The 20043-nt window shown below is 43.9% G+C and carries 18 protein-coding genes; 8 read left to right on the top strand and 10 right to left on the bottom strand.

What is annotated here, in order from left to right:
• Window position 1 precedes the first annotated feature (1 nt).
• Window positions 2-499 carry a VC2046/SO_2500 family protein gene (locus tag IUA53_RS09280; protein ID WP_044447373.1) on the bottom strand — a complete coding sequence of 166 codons (498 nt, stop codon included), beginning with the start codon at window positions 497-499 and terminating at the stop codon, window positions 2-4.
• 136 nt (window positions 500-635) lie between these two features.
• Between IUA53_RS09280 and IUA53_RS09275 the strand changes: the two genes are divergently transcribed.
• The 4 genes from IUA53_RS09275 (at window position 636) to IUA53_RS09260 (ending at window position 7097) form a co-directional block, all read left to right on the top strand.
• A complete protein-coding gene (locus IUA53_RS09275; RefSeq protein ID WP_044447371.1) occupies window positions 636-2273 on the top strand; it encodes a response regulator in 1638 nt (545 codons plus the stop codon).
• Window positions 2274-2278: 5 nt separating this feature from the next.
• The gene (locus IUA53_RS09270) at window positions 2279-2572 is read left to right on the top strand and encodes a hypothetical protein (protein WP_044057097.1); all 294 of its coding nucleotides are present in this window, start codon (window positions 2279-2281) and stop codon (window positions 2570-2572) included.
• A 387-nt stretch (window positions 2573-2959) separates the two neighbouring features.
• Window positions 2960-6547 (top strand): ExeM/NucH family extracellular endonuclease, encoded by a 3588-nt coding sequence (locus IUA53_RS09265; RefSeq protein WP_196899301.1) that lies wholly within the window; start codon window positions 2960-2962, stop codon window positions 6545-6547.
• Window positions 6548-6572: 25 nt separating this feature from the next.
• On the top strand, window positions 6573-7097 hold the full coding sequence (locus IUA53_RS09260) for a cohesin domain-containing protein (RefSeq protein ID WP_196899299.1): 525 nt from the start codon (window positions 6573-6575) through the stop codon (window positions 7095-7097).
• A 118-nt stretch (window positions 7098-7215) separates the two neighbouring features.
• Here IUA53_RS09260 and IUA53_RS09255 read toward each other — a convergent pair whose 3' ends face one another.
• Window positions 7216-8067 (bottom strand): DUF6279 family lipoprotein, encoded by an 852-nt coding sequence (locus IUA53_RS09255; RefSeq protein ID WP_196899298.1) that lies wholly within the window; start codon window positions 8065-8067, stop codon window positions 7216-7218.
• Between the two features lie 187 nt (window positions 8068-8254).
• Between IUA53_RS09255 and IUA53_RS09250 the strand changes: the two genes are divergently transcribed.
• On the top strand, window positions 8255-9250 hold the full coding sequence (locus tag IUA53_RS09250; RefSeq protein ID WP_044057094.1) for an ATP-dependent 6-phosphofructokinase: 996 nt from the start codon (window positions 8255-8257) through the stop codon (window positions 9248-9250).
• Window positions 9251-9329: 79 nt separating this feature from the next.
• Here the strand turns inward: IUA53_RS09250 and IUA53_RS09245 are convergent, their stop codons facing one another.
• From IUA53_RS09245 to IUA53_RS09230, 4 genes are all read right to left on the bottom strand, one after another.
• Window positions 9330-10157, bottom strand: coding sequence for a LytR/AlgR family response regulator transcription factor (locus IUA53_RS09245; protein WP_044057093.1), 828 nt, complete (start codon window positions 10155-10157; stop codon window positions 9330-9332).
• Window positions 10158-10159: 2 nt separating this feature from the next.
• Entirely contained in the window at window positions 10160-11233 is a 1074-nt protein-coding gene (locus IUA53_RS09240; RefSeq protein ID WP_196899280.1) for a sensor histidine kinase, read from the bottom strand.
• Window positions 11234-11352: 119 nt separating this feature from the next.
• Window positions 11353-11814, bottom strand: coding sequence for an Mpo1 family 2-hydroxy fatty acid dioxygenase (locus IUA53_RS09235; protein WP_044447344.1), 462 nt, complete (start codon window positions 11812-11814; stop codon window positions 11353-11355).
• Window positions 11815-11857: 43 nt separating this feature from the next.
• Window positions 11858-12541 (bottom strand): PilZ domain-containing protein, encoded by a 684-nt coding sequence (locus IUA53_RS09230; protein WP_044057090.1) that lies wholly within the window; start codon window positions 12539-12541, stop codon window positions 11858-11860.
• Window positions 12542-12650: 109 nt separating this feature from the next.
• Here IUA53_RS09230 and IUA53_RS09225 point away from each other — a divergent pair, with 109 nt between their 5' ends.
• Complete coding sequence (locus IUA53_RS09225; RefSeq protein WP_044447342.1) at window positions 12651-14444, top strand: M61 family metallopeptidase; 1794 nt, start codon at window positions 12651-12653, stop codon at window positions 14442-14444.
• A 116-nt stretch (window positions 14445-14560) separates the two neighbouring features.
• Here IUA53_RS09225 and IUA53_RS09220 read toward each other — a convergent pair whose 3' ends face one another.
• The 3 genes from IUA53_RS09220 to yejK form a co-directional block, all read right to left on the bottom strand.
• Window positions 14561-15346: a M23 family metallopeptidase gene (locus tag IUA53_RS09220; RefSeq protein WP_044449488.1), complete on the bottom strand. Its 786-nt coding sequence runs from the start codon at window positions 15344-15346 to the stop codon at window positions 14561-14563.
• A 136-nt stretch (window positions 15347-15482) separates the two neighbouring features.
• Window positions 15483-16358, bottom strand: coding sequence for a 6-carboxytetrahydropterin synthase (locus tag IUA53_RS09215; protein WP_044447340.1), 876 nt, complete (start codon window positions 16356-16358; stop codon window positions 15483-15485).
• Window positions 16359-16424: 66 nt separating this feature from the next.
• A complete protein-coding gene (gene yejK, locus IUA53_RS09210) occupies window positions 16425-17525 on the bottom strand; it encodes a nucleoid-associated protein YejK (protein ID WP_044447338.1) in 1101 nt (366 codons plus the stop codon).
• A gap of 159 nt (window positions 17526-17684) precedes the next feature.
• Here yejK and IUA53_RS09205 point away from each other — a divergent pair, with 159 nt between their 5' ends.
• The gene (locus IUA53_RS09205; RefSeq protein WP_044058877.1) at window positions 17685-17903 is read left to right on the top strand and encodes a DUF1414 domain-containing protein; all 219 of its coding nucleotides are present in this window, start codon (window positions 17685-17687) and stop codon (window positions 17901-17903) included.
• Window positions 17904-17911: 8 nt separating this feature from the next.
• Window positions 17912-19435 carry a DUF3413 domain-containing protein gene (locus tag IUA53_RS09200; protein ID WP_044447336.1) on the top strand — a complete coding sequence of 508 codons (1524 nt, stop codon included), beginning with the start codon at window positions 17912-17914 and terminating at the stop codon, window positions 19433-19435.
• A gap of 22 nt (window positions 19436-19457) precedes the next feature.
• Here IUA53_RS09200 and gmhB read toward each other — a convergent pair whose 3' ends face one another.
• Window positions 19458-20006: a D-glycero-beta-D-manno-heptose 1,7-bisphosphate 7-phosphatase gene (gene gmhB / locus IUA53_RS09195; protein WP_044447334.1), complete on the bottom strand. Its 549-nt coding sequence runs from the start codon at window positions 20004-20006 to the stop codon at window positions 19458-19460.
• Between the last annotated feature and the right edge of the window lie 37 nt (window positions 20007-20043).

The raw sequence follows: 20043 nt of genomic DNA, 5'->3' as shown, positions 1-20043 counted from the left end.
TTTAAGCAGCAACAGCCTGTTTGGCGTTGAGAATAACCTCTTCCATAAGTGTGTTGTCTTCGTACAGGGTCGAACTGTATTGCTTGGAAAGTCGCTTTTGCGCCCCTAAGGGACAGTTATTAACAATGTCGTCGCTTATTTTCTGCGCATTATCAACCTGTGCCAGTGGCATGGGGTGCATGGCCAGGTGTAGCCGTGCGTCTGCAAACTGGTGTTGACTAAATGCCTGGTTCACGCGATTCAAGGTTTCCCAATGCAAATCGTCTGCTGACAAGGCCGGGTGGCGGTAAAAATTTAGCGAGCGAAGTTGTGTTTCAACGTCAGGCGTAGACGCAGTGGGGCTCTCAATGCCAATAGTATCTGCCAGTGCTGTCTGTTGCATCGCCAAATACAGCGAAAACAATCGCGCATTTTTGGTTGCGTTGGACAATTTCCCGTTAAGTTCAAACCCACTACTGGGATCGATGGAAACAGTGGCTTGGTCTATAGAGTGATTCACAAATCGCCGTTAATCATTTGATTACATACGTACGTTGTCGGCAAGATAATGTTTTTCTTAAGCTTATTCTTGCTCTAATGGTTATTTTAATTAATCATGTAGTTATGCGTATTGTACTTATTTACTCGGACACGAAATGAACTTTGCTAATAAGCAAGTGCTTATTGTTGAGGATCAGCGCCCCTTTTTATTGCTCCTTCGCGGTTTAATGCATTCTATGGGTGCCACGGATATCGTGACCAAGTCTTCTGCTGAAAAGGCCATTTCAATTTGCCGTAAGCAAAAATTTGATGTGGTAGTGTCAGATCTACACTTAGGTAGTGACCGGAAAAACGGCTTTGAGTTTGTAGAAGAGTTAAGGGTAAGACGGTTAATCAAGCCTACAACGGTGTTCATTTTAATTAGTGCTGATAGTGCGAGGCCTGTAGTACTTGGGTCTATAGAACGCCGTCCAGATGATTACCTTATTAAGCCTTTTTCTCAGGTTCAATTAAAATCCCGTATTTCTAGGGCGTGGTCTAAGCGCCAATATTTAGGTGATGTTTACCGTGAAATTGCCAACGATAATTTAAATACGGCGGTGGATATATGCGAAGACTTACTCGCCAGCCCCTCTCCTTACAGAGGCAGTTGCGAACAACTCTTAGTTGAACTGTACTGGCAACTTGAACAGCCAGACAAGGCTCTTGATGTACTCACGCCCTACTTAGATGGCAAGCCCATTATGTGGGCGCAAGTAGCGTTGGGGAAAACCTATGTTCACTTGCAGCAATACGATAAAGCGATGGACATGGCTGAACAGGTTCTAAAGCGAAATCGCTTCAGTGCGGAAGCACAAGATATTTTGGCACAGGCCAGTGATGCCAAGCAGCAAGGTGAATTAGCTATAAGCGCCATAAGGCAAGCGATTAAGCTGTCTCCCTTTTCACTACCTCGCCATTTTCACGCGTGTGAAATTGCCCGTAATCACGACGATTACCTATTAGCTGCTGAATCAAGTTTCGCCATTTGGGATTTGTCCAAGCGAACGGTACATTACGACTGCCTTCATTGGTGCGGTTACATTAGAAGTTTATTGGATGTTGCAGAATATACCGATGATAAGCGAACTCGAAATAAGTACCAACAAGAAGCATTATTAGCGCTACAACGTGGCAAGTTTGATGAATACCTCCATCGCCTAGATGAAGATTTTGATGTGGAAATTTTTGGCCGAATCATGAATGCTCGGGTGAACGCGATTGACGGCAAGATGTTAGATGCCAAGAAACACTTAGTGCGATCGCAATGGGCAATTGAAGAGAAGTACCAAACTCCGCCTATCGCTTTCATTCCTGATAGCATTAAAGTTATGTATGACTTAGGTGAATTTGAAGATGCGTTAAAACTGCAGGAAGTATTAAAAAACAGTGAAGGCAATCTTGACCCTAATAGCCGTTTTTTACTTTCTAAAGAGCAACACAACTCAAAACAAAACTTTGCTAATTATCAACAGTTTAATCGCGAAGGCATAAAGTACTATCAACAAGGTAAATACGAGCAAGCAAAAGCAGCGTTTGCCCTTGCTCAAGGGTTTGCGCCGGTGAATACCGGGGTCACCCTAAACCTACTGCAATGCTTACTACAATTACTTGTAAAATCCGACAAGCCTTCTCGCGAAATGATGTTAGAGTGCAGAAAGCTGTTCAAATTAATAGATGATATGCCTTTAAAGCAACAACATGCTGAAAAGTATCAGACACTAAGGCAGGAACTAGATCAGATTATAGGGTGAACATAATGAAAACAGGTATATCACTACATGCTACAGTTTCTGTCTTTTTACTTAGCGGTTGTAGTCAAACGCAGCCTTGCGAAGATATTGTAGAAGTTAACCGACAATTACACGTTTGTGAAACCCTCGCCAGAACAATGGATGATAACCGATACCCTCAACAAGCCATAACAGCCAGAAAGCGTTATCAAGCAGAGTGTGAAGATTTTCGATTTTATCGTGACGATTACGACACTATTTGTAAGGGGTCAAACGTTGCCATTGGAAAAAATGACAAGGAAACGTCAAGTAAAAAATAGCCTGTTCACCGCTCGTGCCAATGTCAGTGATGTCGATGGGTATTCGTTGTTGAATTTTTCATGATATTTTTGTGACATCTGTCAGTTTTCCTTACATAATTAGATTCATCATTTTTGTAAGGCAAGTACCCTATCATCACTAATGGCAAGTCACCCCACGCCCTATTCTCCTCATATTCGCCTCCTATCGACCGTCTAATTTTTTTACACCAATATAAGAATAAATTAGCCAAAATTACATTAACTCACTATTATTCAACGTGTTACGTTAAAGCTGAGGTGCTTTGTCCATGTAACCAAACTGTCATTCGGTACAGGTAATGTTTTGTTTCTTTTTTATTCAGCATAACTGCAGCTTTATGCTTCCGATGGAACAAAGGAACAATAATGAAACCTCTCGCTTCAGCAAAGGTAGCCGGCGCCATTGCCAGTGCCCTTATCTCAAGTTCAGCTTTCGCGACTTCGGTGTTTATCAATGAGTTTCACTACGACAACGACGGTGGTGATGTTGACGAATTTATCGAAATAGTTGCACCAGAAGGCACTGATTTAACCGACTATTCAGTGGTACTTTACAACGGAAATAATGGTGCCGCATACCTGACAGAGACCCTGTCGGGCACCGTAGCATCCCTTGGTGATGGAATGGGAAGTTACGTTATCAACCTGCCTACCAACGGTATTCAAAATGGAGCACCCGACGGATTAGCGCTAGTTGATAGCAACGGTCAACTGATTCAGTTTTTGAGCTACGAAGGCAGTTTTACCGCTATAGGTGGTGCAGCAGACGGTATAACGAGCGTAGACATTGGTATTGAAGAAACCGCAAGTACGGAAATAGGTATGTCTTTGCAACTGACTGGAGAAGGTAGCGAATACGACGATTTTACATGGCACGCGAATAACCAAACACCGGGCGCGGCTAATCAAGGGCAAACATTCAACTTTACCGTTACTCCGTTTATAAATGAAATTCATTACGATAACGACGGTGGAGACATTAACGAGTTGGTTGAAATAGCTGGGTCTGCCAATACTGATTTATCTGGTTACACGTTAGTTTTCTATAACGGTAATGGCGGAAGTGATTACGCGACCGAGTCGCTCTCTGGTGTTATTCCTAATCTCAACGATAGCGGCTTTGGCGTTCTTGCCTTTGAAAAGTCGGGTATTCAAAATGGCAGTCCAGATGGCATTGCATTGGTCGGCCCTGATGGCACTGTGATCCAATTTTTAAGCTATGAAGGTGAATTAACCGCCACGAGCGGCGCTGCAAATGGCTTAACCAGTATTGATATTGGCGTAAGTGAGACCACCTCAACGGAAGTTGGCCTGTCTTTACAACTTGGTGGTGAAGGAAGGCAATACAGTGACTTCACTTGGAATGCCCCTGCCAGTGCAACGGCGGGTGCCGTAAACCTTACCCAAGTATTTGGCACTTCTAGTGATACTGATGACGGTGATAGTGGCAGTGACGACGATGGAAACGACGCACCGGGCATCATTCCAGAAGGCGTGTTTATTAACGAGTTTCATTACGACAACGACGGTGGCGATGAGAACGAGTTTGTTGAAATAGCGGGGCCAGCGGGCGCCGATTTAAGCACTGTCTCGCTGGTTTTGTATAACGGCAATGGCGGCACTAGCTACAAAACAGTGACCTTTACAGGCACTCTCCCAGATGAAGGAAATGGGTATGGTACTGCAGCCATGCTTGTTTCAGGTATTCAAAATGGTGCACCAGACGGTTTAGCGCTTGTTGTTGACGGCGATGTTATTGAGTTTCTAAGCTACGAAGGGGTTATGACTGCCACCAATGGCCCAGCGTCTGGCTTAACCAGTACTGACATTTTGGTGAGTGAAACGGGAACTGCATTATCAACACAGTCATTGCAGCGTGTGGGTGAAGGCAATCAACGTTGTTCATTTACCTTTGCCGGCCCAGCTGACGCAAGTATGGGGTCGATAAATGCTGGGCAACTATTCACACAGGAAGATGATGCACAGTGTAGCGACATTGACGATGGTAGCGATGACAACCAAGACGATCTCGTTATCGGCCTTTGTGGCGATAGCGCCACCTTGATAAGTGACGTTCAAGGCGACAGTTTTGTCACACCACTAAATGGACAACGCGTGGTTATAGAAGCTGCTGTAACTGCGGTACTCGACGGCGGTAGTTTCTTTGTTCAAGAAGAACCGTCTGACCAAGACAGCAATCCACTCACTTCTGAAGGTATTGCCGTCTATGCCCCTGATGTCAGCGTAAGTACTGGGCAAATCGTGAGGTTACTCGGTACCGCTGAGGAGTATTATGAGCAAACTCAACTCTCCGATATTGAAGCTAATTTAGCGTGTGGAAGTAACACCACGCTTGCGACATCAATGTGGCTCCCTGTGGAAAATGCATTGGCGTTTGAAGCCTTAGAAGGCATGTTAATTAGCAATTCGCAAACCTTGTACGTGACTCAAAATTACAATTATGGTGAATTTGGCGAACTTGGGGTGGCACCTTCTCGGTTATATCAGCCTACACAAATAGCGTTGCCAGGCAGTGATGAAGCATTCGCGTTAGCAAGCGCAAACGCATTATCACAAATGCTTATTGATGACACAGGTTCAGGCGATGCGGTTAGTGCCTATTATGTACCTGACGATGGCTTCACTGCTGACAATAGCGCGCGAAGTGGTATGCAAGTGAGTAACATCGAAGGGGTATTGGGCTATGCCTTTAATTGGTACCGTGTTTATCAAACTAAGTCGCCAACGACAGTAAACACAAATCCTCGTGAAGCTGCTCCCGCCATTTCCGCGAAGGATTTGACCATTGCAGGGTTCAATGTACTTAATTTGTTTAATGGTGACGGTAATGGCGGCGATTTTCCTACTGCTCGTGGCGCCACCACGGCTGACGAATACGCCCGTCAATTAGACAAGATTGTCAGCGCACTCGTTGTCATCAACGCCGATATATTAGGTTTGATGGAAATAGAAAATGATGGGTTTGGTAGCGACAGCGCAATTGCTCAACTTGTTGATGCACTAAATAGCGCTATGGGTGAAGGTACCTATGCCTACATTGATGCGTCTTCTGTGGCCAATAATAATGGTGCGATTGGTACAGACGAAATCGTTGTGGGAATTTTATATAAACCTGCAACGGTAAGTGTGAATGAAGCGCCCAGAGTATTGTACTCAAGTAATAGCCCAAGCGATGATGAGGGTGTGCTGTTTGTCGATACAAAAAACCGCCCTTCTCTAGCTCAGCAATTTATTCACCTGGCCTCGGGCGAAACGTTTGTGGTCAATGTTAACCATTTTAAGTCGAAAGGTTCGTCCTGCGGCACTGGGGATGATGACTATGAGACAGGCCAAGGTAACTGTAACAAAACCCGTACAAGGGCGGCAACCGCCGTGGCCACATGGTTAGAAGCTGAATATCCAGACACCCCGGTTATCTTGCTGGGTGACTTAAATAGCTACGCGAAAGAAGACCCTATTACCGTGTTAAATGATTATGGTTATTCAGATGCCGCTGCAACTGTGATTGGTGAATTGGCCTATAGCTACACCTTTGATGGCCAACTTGGTACGTTGGACTATTTAATGACCAATACCCTTGCCTCTGAATGGCTGTTTGATGCCACTGAGTGGCACATTAATGCTGATGAGCCCGCCGTTTTAGACTACAACACTGAAGACAATGGCGATTTATTCACAAATTCTCTGCTATATCGTGCCTCTGATCACGACCCCGTGATCGCGACCTTCACTATGCCTAGCGAAACAATGGCCGGCGATTGGGATAGCGACGGTGATATCGACATGATTGATTTACAACGTTTATCTATGGCCATCGCGACCAACCAAAACATGGATGACAGTTTTGATTTAAATAATGACGGGCTCATTAATATCTTTGACGTCATGATGCTGCGAAACATGTGCACAAATACGGGCTGCGCAACAAACTAACTAGCTTTTAAATGGAGTAAAAAAGATGAAAACACTATTCGCTATACTGACCCTACTATGGACCGTAAATGCTCATTCAGCTCAAATTTCAGTTTCTGTGAACGAAACCACAATAAATGTGGGCGATGAGGTGGTACTTTCGTTCAGTGGTATATTTGACTTTGCTGATGATTTTCAAGGTTACCAACTATCGTTGCCTTATGATGCAAATGCCTTTTCCTTCGATATCAACAACGCTTCCAGTCAATTTGATGTGGCTGGGTTTACGTCAAACTCAGATAATGGCACGAGTTTAAGCAGCCTTGGGCTATCATTCACAGGCGCATTAACCGGCACCGTTAACATTTTCACTCTTTCATTGAATGCACTGCAGAGCGGCGTGTTTAGTTTCGACACCAGCGGTCTGCTATTGTCTGATGGGAGTGGTAATATAATAGTCCCAACATCGTCTACGTCTGCCACGTTGACGGTGGCAGAAGTCTCTGAGCCTGCTATGGTTGTTCTTATCTTAATGGGGGCAGCATTCGTCGTGCGCCGCAGGGTGAAATAAAGTCACTAAGCTGTTTACATTAATCACGCCCCTTAGGCCTTGGCAAACCTCACGGTTTTGCTCTGGATTAAGGGGCGTTTCTTGTCACGTTTTGTACGTATTCAGTATACACCAACAGCTATTCCATAAAGCCTTCGATATCCTCAATAACGTCTTCAATATTGCCAATAAACACGTGCTTTTGCTTATCACTTAATGTGGTGGCCAATTCACTGACCATTGCCGCCATAACCTCAGCATTATGTGCTCTAGCGTTGATGTACATTGGGCTGCGGTAGGTATCTGGGTTTTGAATAAGAGTGATGAGCTGTTGCTCGAAATCTTTATTGATATGTCGTGTGGCGATAATGCGCCTTGCCGCATTAGTCATCGTTTCGCGGTAGTTAATCCATTCATCTCTGGTAGATAGATATTGTTCGCTATAGGTGGCAATAATTTGTTCTTGGGTATCAGTAAGGCGGCCAATTTGCTCTTCCACACTCTCCAATAGTTGCGCTTTACGCTTTTGCTTTTTTTCTTTTTCTTTTTCTGACAGCGACAGATAGTCTTGGCGCTTTTCAATCTCTTCGCGGTTTTCTTTTTCGATTTGAGCAAATAATGTAACAACCTGCTCATCACTTAACGTTTTCGCAATAGCAGCCACATCTTGGCTAACCTTGTCCCTAGCGCGGGTCCAGTGCGTACGGGCGTGCAATAAATGGGCAAGAATGCGTTCGGAAGTTAGACGGTTAGTGAGTACGTCTTGTTTAATTTCTTCAAGCTGGGTTTTGTATTTCGATAATTCCGTGCTTTTGTGCCATTGACGCCACGTGTTTAGATATTCATCAAACACTGTTTTTTGTTCATCTGTTAACTCAACGTAATCATCGAGATACCAATATATCCACCAATCTACATTGTTATAAGCAATTTTAGATGAGCATGCGGTTAAGCTTGTTATGAAAACCAGTAAACATACAAATTTTTTCATGGGCATCCTTGAACAGTCTACATTAGGCCATGTGATACGTATTACCGTTAAATGGGTATTACATTAAGTGGCCTTATTTTAAGCTCACTTTTTACTAAGGTATTCACTTTCGCAAGTCATTACGCTTTAGTGATACCGATATAGGGGTTATATTAAGGGAAATCACGTAACAAAAAAGGGAGAACTTGTGTCAAAACGTGTAGCAGTTTTAACGTCCGGCGGCGATGCCCCTGGGATGAACGCGTGCATTCGCGCGATAGTCATTGCATGTGAGCACCTTGGTTATGCCCTTATTGGATACCAGCACGGTTACAATGGATTGATTAACCAAGAGTATGAATCCCTTTCACTGAATGCTACCCACAATTTAATACAACAAGGTGGTACTATCTTGCACAGCGCTCGCTGTGAAGCTTTTAAATCGGTTCAGGGCGCAAAAGATGCGGCTAGAAACCTAAATACTTTAGGTATTGATACCCTGATTGTTATTGGGGGGGACGGCTCTTTTCGGGGCGCAGAACATTTATCCCAATACTGGCCCGGCCAAATTCTCGGAATTCCCGGTACTATTGATAATGATGTGGCGGGTTGTGACGCTACTGTGGGATATTACACAGCTATCGATACCGCCGTATCTTCCATAGATAAAGTACGAGATACCGCCGATGCTTTCGAACGCATATTTTTAGTAGAAGTCATGGGCAGGCATGCGGGCTTTTTAGCCTTAAATGCGGCGTTAGCGTCGGCTGCGGACTACGTAATTGTGCCTGAGTTATTCGAGAGCGAAGACGCTGAGCTGAAAAGTATTGCGGCTCAAATTGAAGCCAGACGTCAGCTGAAGGGACCGGTGAGTTTTATTGTGGTGGTGGCTGAAAATGTCTGGCCTGGTGGCTTAAGTACACTTGCGGAACGTTTATCTTCACAAATGCAGTCGGAAGTTCGCCCAGTCACTCTAGGACACGTTCAGCGTGGTGGTTCGCCCGTTAGCCAAGATAGGTTACTTGCGACTAAATTAGGCACCCATGCTGTGGCCCTGGTTGAAACAGATAAGAATAAAGTGATGGTAGGTGAAGTTAACCACAAGCCCGTTGAAGTCCCCCTTAAGGCAACGTGGGAAAACAATAAGCCCCTTGATGATTGCAGCTTAAGTACCATGCGAATTACCATGAATAATAGGTACTGAGCCCCATTACTCTGCCACAAAATAAAAAACGCCCACTTTGTGTGGGCGTTTTTTATGCGTATTCGCCAGAGGTTCGCTACTACATTTTCATGGCGGCTTTGACTTTGTCTCTATGGCTTCTTGACACCTTGAGCTCGGTGTCGTTTTGTAAAATTAAGTGGTATTCGCCGCTGATGTGACTCACCAATTTTTTCACGAAACGAATATTAGCAATGGCAGAACGGTGCACCCTAACAAACCATTGCGGGTTTAACTCTTGCTCAAGTTCTTTCATGGTTTTACGCATAATGTGCATACCGTCTAATGCGTGTACACACATGTAATCACCGGCAGCATCTATCCACTGAATATCCTGTACATTAACCCGGGTGACTTCTGAGCCGTCTTTAATGGCTAACACGTCAGGGTAAGGATTTGTTTCCACCGCTTCACCATTAGCCAGTTTACGTAGAATTTCTTCACAGTCGTCACCGGTCAATTCGGCCACTAAGCTAACCAGTTTTTTAGACTGTTCATCTTGATGGGCCGTGGTCAGGTAGTCACGCACTTTATCGAGAGCCGACTTAAGTCTTTCATCGTCGGCCGGTTTCAATAGATAATCCAGAGCATGAACATCAAACGCCTTAATAGCGTAACTATCGTAGGCGGTAACAAAGACAATCACAGGAATGGGTTGGTTCAATTCACGCAACTTGTGAATAACCTGAAAACCATTCAACCCAGGCATTTGAATATCTAAAAACACCAAATCTGGGCGCAATTGGGAGATGGTACTTACGGCTTCAAGGCCATTTTGACATTCTGCGATAACTTCTACATCGTCGTGGCGCTCCAATCGAGCTCGCAGGCCGCGCCGTGCAAGTGGCTCATCATCTACCACCAGAGTTTTAATTATTTGCTTGCTCATGCTCATACATCCTTTACTTCATAAGGAATACGCAGTCTAACCCGCACTCCTGAAGGCTGATTATGTTCTATAGAAAATGCAAAGTTTCGTTGGTAAAGCGACTGCAGACGCTCTTTGATGTTAACCAGACCTACGCCATTCTCACGGCTTAACTGGCCATTTTTAATATCAGCTCCAGGGCCGTTATCAGCCACATCAAGTAGCAAATCATTACCAAAAGTTCGGGCAGTAATGGCTATTTGACCGCCGTTTTCCATTTTAGATATGGCGTGTTTTATTGCATTTTCAATAATGGGTTGCAAAATCATGCTGGGCACTAACGCATTATCGCAGTGATCATCAATATCCCACACCACTTCTAGTCTGTCATCAAACCTGACTTTTTCTATTTCAAGGTAAAGCCTTAACGCCTTAATCTCTTGCCCTAAAGGAACCCGTTTAATTGGATCATTATCTAACGAATAGCGAAGAAAGTCGCTTAAGCGAGAGACCATGGCTTCAGCGGTGTCGTTTTCTTTCAACAAGATAAGCGTAGAGATAGCATTAAGCGTGTTAAATAGAAAATGTGGATTTAATTGATAACGCAGCATTTTAATGTGCGCTTGATGCGCCATAGTACTTGCCTTCAACGCATTTTGCTTTTCTTTTTGTAGCATTTGGAAGTTTTTAATGCCGAAATACACACCACTCCAACACCCCACCATAATGAGAGAGTTAATGGTATTGGTGAAATACATATACCACTCGTCGGGACGGTAACCGTGTTTATATATCTCCCAGTAATTGACGTTTTTAACCACCGCCCATAAAAGTGCAATGAGGTAACACGATGCAATCACAATGATGATCATGTTTAAAGGAGATTGTTTTCGAGCCCAGCGATAAATGTATCTTAATGGAATGGTAAGCAACCACCCTGCATAGGCGTTAAGCAAAATGATAAATACCCAAATAGGGCGAACGTCATGAAGAAACGAACCTATATAATAAATAATAGCGAAGCCTGCCCACCCTGCACTGTGCAGCGTCCAAAACAAGCGTTCATTACTTTCAATAACGCGCTGAAAGCGACTCACATAAATACCAATTTAATAAATAATAAAGAGATTATACGCAAGCCGAAGGTTAACCGTAGCGGCTTGGTCGTATGCCATAGGCGACTTATCGCAGGAAAGAAAGTCATGAGATTTTAATTTTAATAACTGATATTTAGCCGCTTAAGCCAATGTACCCACCACCAGGCAGGCCCAACAAGTAGAAAGCGCAAATCTTCCAAAAAAGAGGGCTTCTTACCTTCAATTTTATGGCCAATAAATTGTAATGCCCACATGATCACAAATAGCGCTAAACAGGTTTGCCAAACCGACACACCGTAAAACTCAAGCAATCGTATAGCAGAAAAACACACAATGGTAAGCAGTGTCATGGCAGCGCCTATTGGGCCTGAAAGCGAAAAATAATAATAGAGTATGGGCAGCGCAATAAGGTGGGCCCACGTAACATTGACCTTCGCAAGCAGTTCCGGCACGGGAATGGCGTATAAAAGCCCCAAAGTAACAAAGTAAATGCTGGGCACAGCAACAGCGTGAATGGCAACGTTGGCTTTGTTTTGATGGCTTTCGCTGTATTGGGTTAGCAGTCGTTCAATAGTACGCATAACAATTCTCTTTCTAGTTATTTTAGGTCAAGCGCTTTTAATACTAACTAATTAATGTGTGGCGTGATAAAAGCGCATTTACTGTTTCGCTATCACTGTTAAATTTTACTCCGTAATATACAAAATCACTTTCTAATTTGTGATTCCGCACCGACGCCTGAATTTTAGACTCCACGCCATCGGTAGAATAAGTAAGGGTGAGATTCGCATTATCTAATAATACGGGCCACTCTGGGTTTAAGGGGAGCGCAATTTTGCAACCATGTTGTGATATGTCCACGATTATCCCCGTCACTTTATCCGCTTCAGGAAATGTTTCAGAGGTCACGATAACTGAAATACCTGGTTGCGAACGTTTATTCGCACGAAGACCAATGGATTCAATGTGAGAAGGAAAACTCGTTATTAGCAGCCCCGTAGGTTTCGAGAGCAACTTTAATACTTTTACGCGAAATGCAATGACTTGCCCTGCGTCTCCTTCCAGTACGTAACGAACCACTAAATCGTTACCAATAGTGAGCAAATCTCGGGTGGACATCCATTTGGCTGACGTGGGCGCTTGAAATAAAAGACAGTTACCCAGTTCCATTCCTACATAGCCAGTTTTAACGCGCCGTGGCGCGGTAGGCGTAGTAATTTGAAGGTCTACCATAGTGCCAGGAAGGAGTGAACGTAAACTTTCAACGTCTTCTCGGTTCATGCGCCTATTTACCACTTTTTCTTCCATGCTTCGCCATTTTTAATTGTTATTACCACCAATGTAACTAATTTTAGCCTAGCTGACAAAACCTTCATGATAAGGCATCATGAAGGTCTCGTTTATTGTTAGGTTTTTTATGCGTACTTTATCTCTTCAGTATCAGCTTAGTGTTAAATCTTGGCAGCAGCATCTTTTCGCCGTGGAACTTAAGGTTCCAGAACACAACGAAGCCACCCTCACCTTTGCGCTACCGTCTTGGATCCCCGGCAGTTATATGATTCGCGACTTCGCAAAAAGTATCACGGAAATAACCTTTACCCATGCCGACACTGGGGCAGAAATAGCGGCTCAGAAAATAGACAAGCAAACCTGGGAGGTTGCCACCAACGGCGATGGCGTTATTGTCAATTATGTGGTTTACGCGAATGACTTATCAGTACGTTCGGCGTTTATTAATCATGAATATGCCTTCATTAATGGCACAAGTGCGTTTTTGAATGTAGTGGAAATGAGCGAAGTGCGTTGCACATTACAGATAGAAAAGCCGGCGCAGAGCCATTGGCAGGCGCATACCGGTATGACACCTATTGCGCTAGACAGTAATCCTCAATATTGGGCATATGAAAGCCACAACTACGCTGAATTTATTGATCACCCTATTTTTATTGGTGAATGCGAAACCCTGAGTTACGAGGTGGATGGTGTGACCTTCGAGTTGGTTTTTAGTGGTAGCCATCAACTGGACTTAGCGCGAATTGCACAGGATCTTAAGCCCATTTGTCGCCATCATATGGCGTTGTTTGACCACCCCCAGCCTGTATCTCGCTACGTATTTATGACCTTACTGGCGGAAAATGGTTTTGGCGGTTTAGAACATCGAAACTCCACCGCACTGCTCTATCCTCGTCACGACCTACCGCGGTTGGGAGACAATAGCCAGGCAAATAAAACAGACGGTTACATCACCTTTTTAAGCTTATGTAGTCACGAGCTATTTCACACTTGGCATGTGAAACGCATTAAACCAGATGTGATGGTTACACCAAAACTAGGTGAAGAAACATACACAAACCAACTGTGGATATATGAAGGTTTTACCAGTTTTTATGATGATCTCACCCTTGCTCGGGCTAAGTTGATAGATGGCAAAAAGTACCTCGACATTGTCGCGCAGAATATTTCGCGCCTGCTACAAAATGCTGGACGATATAAACAGTCGGTGGCACAAAGTAGTTTCGACGCATGGACAAAGTTTTACAAACAAGACGCCAGTGCCACTAACAACATAGTTTCATACTACACCAAGGGCGGCATCATTGCTTTTGGCCTAGATTTGCTCCTTCGCCATCGTTCGAATCAAACCGTGTCACTTGATACTGTCATGAAGCGCCTTTGGGAGATTTATGGTCGTGACGAATGTGGTACGCCAGATAACGTCATTGCTACCTTGTGTCAGCAAGAGTTTGATATTGACGTTAACGATTATCTCGATAGCGTGGTTTACGGCACTGACGATGTGCCTCTTGAAACTTGGCTTGATGATATAGGCGTTAAACTGCACACGCGATCTGTAGTAAGCGCAGAAGATAAAGGCGGTTATACTGATGCAACAGAAATTCGACATCAATTAGGCGCAACTTGTAAGCCCGCGGCCATGGGGTTATCTGTGATTCAGGTGTTTGAAGGGTTAGCTGCCTCAAAAGCGGGCGTTATGATAAATGACATTATTTTGGCTTTAAATAATCAAGTTGTTAATCAAGCAAAATTACAGCGGTTACTGGATTGTGCATCTGATACACATGTAACCCTAACACTCATTCGCGATGGGCAAATCGTCAATGTCGCCTTGCCGGTATTGCAAGCGCGTCAGGATAGAGCCTACTTTACCATTGAAAATGAAGAAAAATTTCAACAATGGTTAGACCATTAAGCGGGTTGAGCGCGTTTCATGTTAAACCAGATAACGCGCGGTATTCATCAAGGTGCGCGTTGATTAGCGCGCACTTTTCTCGCGCAAAGAATCACACACGAATAAGCAGCTAGGCGTTAGTTAGGCTGGCCCGTAACGATAGTTTGCGGGTCTAATCGCATCTTACCTAAGTTGATACGCCAATCTAAATGTGGGCCTGTGGCACGCCCTGTTGCGCCAATGGTACCGATAGGTTTACCCTGCTCTACGTATTCCCCCACTTTTACATTTATAGAATCTAAATGAAGAAAGGTAGAGAAAACCCCCATCCCGTGATCCATAATCAGGGTGTTGCCAGAGTAATATAGATCTTTGGCTAGGGTCACTTTCCCGCTGGCTGGCGCATAAACTGGCGTTCCTGTTGGACCGCCAACATCTACGCCATAATGCGGCCACTTAGGCGTACCATTTAATATACGTTGGCTACCATAAACGCCAGTAATTGGCCCTTTTGCCGGCCAAATGAAACGCGTGAATACTGCATCGAGAGCCGATTTAGGCTGACGGGCAATCGCGACATCAATGTTGTCTTGTTTAATGCGATCGGTGACCGATTGCGGTGGCGTCACCATTTTTTGGTCGAGGCCGTCAATGCGCTGGATGTTATAATTCCGCTCGGTCAACGTGATGGGTTTAGTGATGACACTTCCATCGGGTAAAGATACAGTGAGTTCATGGTTCAACGGGGCTTTGCGTTCAAAACCGATAACAAATTTACCCTGTGAGTTAATCTCTACCTTTACGCCATCGAGTCGTACCTTGGCACCCTCTGGCACTTGACCTCGTAATAGTGCCCCTTGGGTCATTTCGCCATGTAAAACCAAAGGGGACGTTTCGTTTGCTTCGCTGGCCACACTGACCATTGAGAAGAGTACGCAAACACATAATAGACTTGTGCGTCGTACTATTTTTCCGAATTTACCAATAGGGTTAACGTCAAAATTAACTTTCTTCATCAATGTCATAGAGTGGCTCATTTCCTTGCTTATTTGCCCTAGATTATTCGCTTACCATGGCGCCTTTTCCAACCCCTTCGTAGGCAATAACTTGGCAGTGAGAATCAGGTGTACGCTTTTTTTGCTCTTCCAATAGATATTGCGCTAAGCATTCCACGGTAGAATCGGTGTCGATAACTTCACAGTCTGATTTTGGAATAATGAGTTCAAAATACCCTTGCGAAGATTCATAAGCAAAACAGAGATAGGCAGACGGTTCAGCAACACTGCCAGTTATTTTCCGTTCAGTGTAGGCAATTTCGTCTTCTTGCGTGGCAATATAGATATCTTCCCACCGTTTAGCCCAGTATCTTTGCTCAGCTTCACTCACTTGACCATCTAGTAAAATATCAATACGAGAACGATGGCCGTGAGCAATACGCTGACAGTTACCGTCATGCTTCTTTAAACCATGGGTATAGTGATAGAAGGGGGAATGAATCACTTCTGTTCTTAACTTCAACGTAATATTATCTACGTTTTCTGGTAAATGCGTAGCCAGAACTTCTTTCAAATAAACACTGACAGACGCCATGGTGACCACGTCTGAATACAAAATTGCGTAAGCTTCAGCGGGACAGTGCAGCATAATTTGCCGGCCGTCTTCGCAGGTAAATTGTACTTCAACTTGTTCAGTTACTTCATCATGTATAACCTTTGAACCTGCGTATTCTGCTGGCACAAGCAATTTGTGATCAACATATTCATCAATCAATCGTTTTAGGTTTTTTTTCACTTTACCGAAGTCTTGGACCATGCTCTCTTCATTGAGCTCTCCATCCAGAACCACGTCGACAATCCAGCTTTCACCTACCATGCCGCGCTTCGGGCAAAGGTATGAAAAGTCCATCACTGTCAAATCATTTACAAATAATTGCATAACACCCTTGAATCGTGTTCATTTTTCTTTGTGTAGTATACGTTTTTTTAAGGCTTAAATCAGTGATTAGTCCATAGAAGATTGTCGATTAAGCTGATCTTTTAAATTTGGTGGTAATCCTCTCAACGTTAGGGTATCGGTGGCAGGATCGTAAAATACCCTATCACCCATTAATTTTCTTTCAAAGCTAATAGAAACACCGCCGCCTTGCCCGCTAAATTTGGCTAATTGTTTTAGTGCTGCGGGGTCGGGTTGAATTTCTTTTTCAAGTGGGGTTTCCATTTGCTGTGAAAACGCGGAAAAATTGTTATTCGTTTCTTCGTTCGCGGGTAAGCGGTTGGCTAATTCATCCACAGATAAACTCTCGCCCGCATCAATTTTTTCCTTGAAGTAGCTTTTAACTTCTTCTCTGTGTTGATGCTGTTCTTGAGGGTCTAGGGCTTCACTGGCTAAGTACGCATCAACAGTTGAAATTAACTGTTTATTTTGTTGCTTCACGTCGACCAACTCTTCGCATCCGACAAACTGCATAAAAAAGTCTGAAACTTTTCTTCCCATGCGGCCTTTAATAAAACTTACGTAACGTTGTTGTTCTGGCTGGATATCCCACTGGGTTAAATCAAACCGCACAGCCAATTGCATGCGAGCAAGGTCTAAATGCTCTCTGGCTGACAAATCAAGGGAATGCGTAACTTCTACATGAGAGCGGGTATTCAGTAACGCAATCATTAAGTACTGTGTAGCAAGGTATTCATATTGGCAGAAGATTAAAAAACCGGTTTCTACGGTTCCGGTATCGGCCAAGGTTTTAACTAAGCGATTGGTTGCCGATACGGAAAAACGATGAAATGCATCTTCTACATTGTCTCCCGCGGCTTTTTTCTCTGCCATGTAGTTTTTTAATTCGTTAGCGAACGCTGAAACATCAGTGATGCCACTTTTTTCTTCGTCATTATCTTCGTTTTCGTTATCTACGCTGGGCGCGTTATCAACAAAATGGCCGACGCCTTTGCCGGGTTTAGCATTGAAACTGTGATTAATTTGATGCGCCAATAACTCAATTTCTGGCGTCACGGCCAAGCAGTTATCACGTGGAATAGCCTCAATTTTTTCTTCTTTATTGAGGATGAGACGATGTACGACAAAGTGGTGAATCAGTGCACTCATAGTAAAAAGGGTGTCCTGTTGCTTAAAAAGTGTCAGAAATATCCAAGGATTTGCGGGATTTTAGAATGAATGATTGTTATCACTCAAACAACGATTATAATCATTTTACGACTAAAACCATTCTTTTTATCAAAGAAATTATTAAAAAGAGGCGTAACAATGCCCCAACAGAGCCGTTACACAAACGATCAGTTCGAAGCGCTAATGAACGACGTCATTCTAACATTAGAGAAAAACGAAGCCGACAGAGATTTATCTCTTATGGTACTAGGTAACGTTATTACCCATATCCTTAATACACAGGTTGCACCTGAGAACAGAGAAACCATGGCTGATCAATTCGCTAACGTTCTTAAAAAGAGTGTTCAAGGTAAATAGGCGCCCTTATGATTTTAGCTGAATCTCCACGCCGTCAACGGGTGACGAAACTGGTAAATTGGGGCCACTGGTTTGCGCTAGCCAATATTATTATTGCTATTGTGATTGCTTCAATTTTTGTATTTTCATCGCCTATGCCAGGTACAGGTGTGGGAACAGTGTATTTACTTACCAATTGGTTCGGTCATATTGGTTTCATGACCTTCTTTGGCTTCGTTATTTTTATATTGCCACTTTGTTATCTGGTGTCGAACCCTAGGGTGATTAAAGCAACGGCGTCGGTGATTGCTGCGGTTGGGCTTGCACTCCTTGCTTTCGATGCCCTCCTGTTTAACCGTACAGGTTTTCATATTAGCGTGCATGCCGCTGACCTACTTAAAGATGAAGCACAAACGCAAATTGGTGCATTTGACTGGCAGCAATGGGCGTACTTGTTTTTGTTGTTCATAGTGTGGCTAGGTTTTCAATTGGTACTTGCCAATGCGATTTGGAAACGGGTTGAGCGCTTTACTAAGTATAAAATTGGTATACCTGTAGCGAGCTTTTTCGTTGTTTGTTTTGTGTCAAGTCATGCCGTTCATGTGTGGGCAGACGCTAAGCTGTATCAGCCTATTATCAAACAGGACAACATGTTCCCGTTATCGTATCCAGCGACGGCAAAAACCACGATGTCTCGTTATGGGTTACTTGACCTAGCGGCGTATGAAGAACGCAAGCAACTACAATTCAATTCAGACATTCACAACATCAATTACCCAGCAGAGCCGGTGTATTGTTCGGTTAATGCAAACGATAATATGACGGTAATTGTGCAAACAGACGATATGCCAATTGCCAATATTGACGGCTTTAATCTGAATACCGTGGCTCGCTACTACTCTACCGCAAGCAATCAAGAAAGCCTGATTTCCACCACCTTATTTGGGGTTCCAGAAATATATCAAGCATCGTTATCAGCTAAACGCCCGGTGCTATTGGCGCTCCCTGTGGGGCTTGGAATGCCCGTATCACTCCACTTTGACGAGGCTCTTCCCTCGCAAAGGTTTGACAGTTATACGCAACCTTTAGGTAGTCAACACGGTGGTTTACATATTGCGTTTTTAACGGCATCGAGTATTGAAAGCTATTTAACGTCTGAGTTGCTTACCAACAGTAAAGTGATTGTGGCAACGGGTTACAGCAGTAATAACACGAATAACGCTGGCACCTTATACAGCAACCTGCCTATTAAGGGTACGATGGCAAGTACTGAAGACCTTGCTCCTACTATTTTAAATGCATTGGGCTGTAATGCTCCTTCGCACTTCTATTCCACAGGGCAAAGCCTGTTATCGCCAAGTCGCAATTGGTTGGTGAGTACATCTGGTGAACGTATCGTGGTGTTTCATAACGGAAAACGTACTGATGTGTTAAGTAATGGCAGTTATGAAATTACCGATTTGGCCACCAATAAGCGTAGTAACGCCCCGCTCAATGTGGACCTACTTAGCCAAGCGATAAAACATTTGTCGCGGTTCTCGCAACAACATTAAAAAAGCGCCTACGGGCGCTTTTTTACTCTATAGAGCCTGGTATATCGGTGAGTTTATTGACGAGGTAAACCTGGCTTTTATCAGCCTCTAACGGAGGGGCTTTATCAGACACATAGACACACCATTTCACCCCAGCTGCCTGGCCAGCTTCTATGTCGCGCCAACTATCTCCAATCATTATGCTATTTGGTAAATCAATAGCATATTGTTTGGCGGCGTTTAACAGCATACCGGGTTTGGGTTTTCGACACTCACACATGACTTGGTAGGCGGAAAGGTTTCCTTCAGGATGGTGTGGACAGTAAAATACGGGAATGTGAGGTAACCCTTGGTCGGAAAATTCATCCTGAACCTGTTTCATCAGGTTTAGAAAGTCGGCCTCCGTGAAGTAGCCACGTGCAATACCTGATTGATTAGTCACAATAATAGGTTTAAAACCTTGCGCGACAAAGTGCTTGATCATGTCAAATACACCTTCCACATAATCAAAATTGTGGTAGTGCCCCACATAACCATGGTCTATGTTGATGATCCCGTCACGGTCTAAAAATACGGCTTTTTGTTTTTGCATTTGTATTCTTCTGGCTTGAACGCGGTTTACTCAGGTT

The organism is Alteromonas sp. B31-7 (assembly GCF_015767655.1).
GTDB classification, from domain to species: domain Bacteria; phylum Pseudomonadota; class Gammaproteobacteria; order Enterobacterales; family Alteromonadaceae; genus Alteromonas; species Alteromonas australica.
Note: the sequence above shows the minus strand (reverse complement) of the source record. Positions and strands in the feature narration are given on the sequence as shown.

Bases quoted from the DNA above. Each gene is read 5' to 3' on its own strand.
- IUA53_RS09255 (WP_196899298.1), bottom strand. From the start codon at position 8,067: ATGAAAAAATTTGTATGTTTACTGGTTTTCATAACAAGCTTAACCGCA.
- yejK (WP_044447338.1), bottom strand. From the start codon at position 17,525: ATGAGTGCACTGATTCACCACTTTGTCGTACATCGTCTCATCCTCAAT.
- IUA53_RS09230 (WP_044057090.1), bottom strand. From the start codon at position 12,541: ATGGAAGAAAAAGTGGTAAATAGGCGCATGAACCGAGAAGACGTTGAA.
- IUA53_RS09225 (WP_044447342.1), top strand. From the start codon at position 12,651: ATGCGTACTTTATCTCTTCAGTATCAGCTTAGTGTTAAATCTTGGCAG.
- IUA53_RS09200 (WP_044447336.1), top strand. From the start codon at position 17,912: ATGATTTTAGCTGAATCTCCACGCCGTCAACGGGTGACGAAACTGGTA.
- IUA53_RS09205 (WP_044058877.1), top strand. From the start codon at position 17,685: ATGCCCCAACAGAGCCGTTACACAAACGATCAGTTCGAAGCGCTAATG.
- IUA53_RS09275 (WP_044447371.1), top strand. From the start codon at position 636: ATGAACTTTGCTAATAAGCAAGTGCTTATTGTTGAGGATCAGCGCCCC.
- IUA53_RS09235 (WP_044447344.1), bottom strand. From the start codon at position 11,814: ATGCGTACTATTGAACGACTGCTAACCCAATACAGCGAAAGCCATCAA.
- gmhB (WP_044447334.1), bottom strand. From the start codon at position 20,006: ATGCAAAAACAAAAAGCCGTATTTTTAGACCGTGACGGGATCATCAAC.
- IUA53_RS09220 (WP_044449488.1), bottom strand. From the start codon at position 15,346: ATGGTCAGTGTGGCCAGCGAAGCAAACGAAACGTCCCCTTTGGTTTTA.
- IUA53_RS09270 (WP_044057097.1), top strand. From the start codon at position 2,279: ATGAAAACAGGTATATCACTACATGCTACAGTTTCTGTCTTTTTACTT.
- IUA53_RS09260 (WP_196899299.1), top strand. From the start codon at position 6,573: ATGAAAACACTATTCGCTATACTGACCCTACTATGGACCGTAAATGCT.
- IUA53_RS09265 (WP_196899301.1), top strand. From the start codon at position 2,960: ATGAAACCTCTCGCTTCAGCAAAGGTAGCCGGCGCCATTGCCAGTGCC.
- IUA53_RS09215 (WP_044447340.1), bottom strand. From the start codon at position 16,358: ATGCAATTATTTGTAAATGATTTGACAGTGATGGACTTTTCATACCTT.
- IUA53_RS09245 (WP_044057093.1), bottom strand. From the start codon at position 10,157: ATGAGCAAGCAAATAATTAAAACTCTGGTGGTAGATGATGAGCCACTT.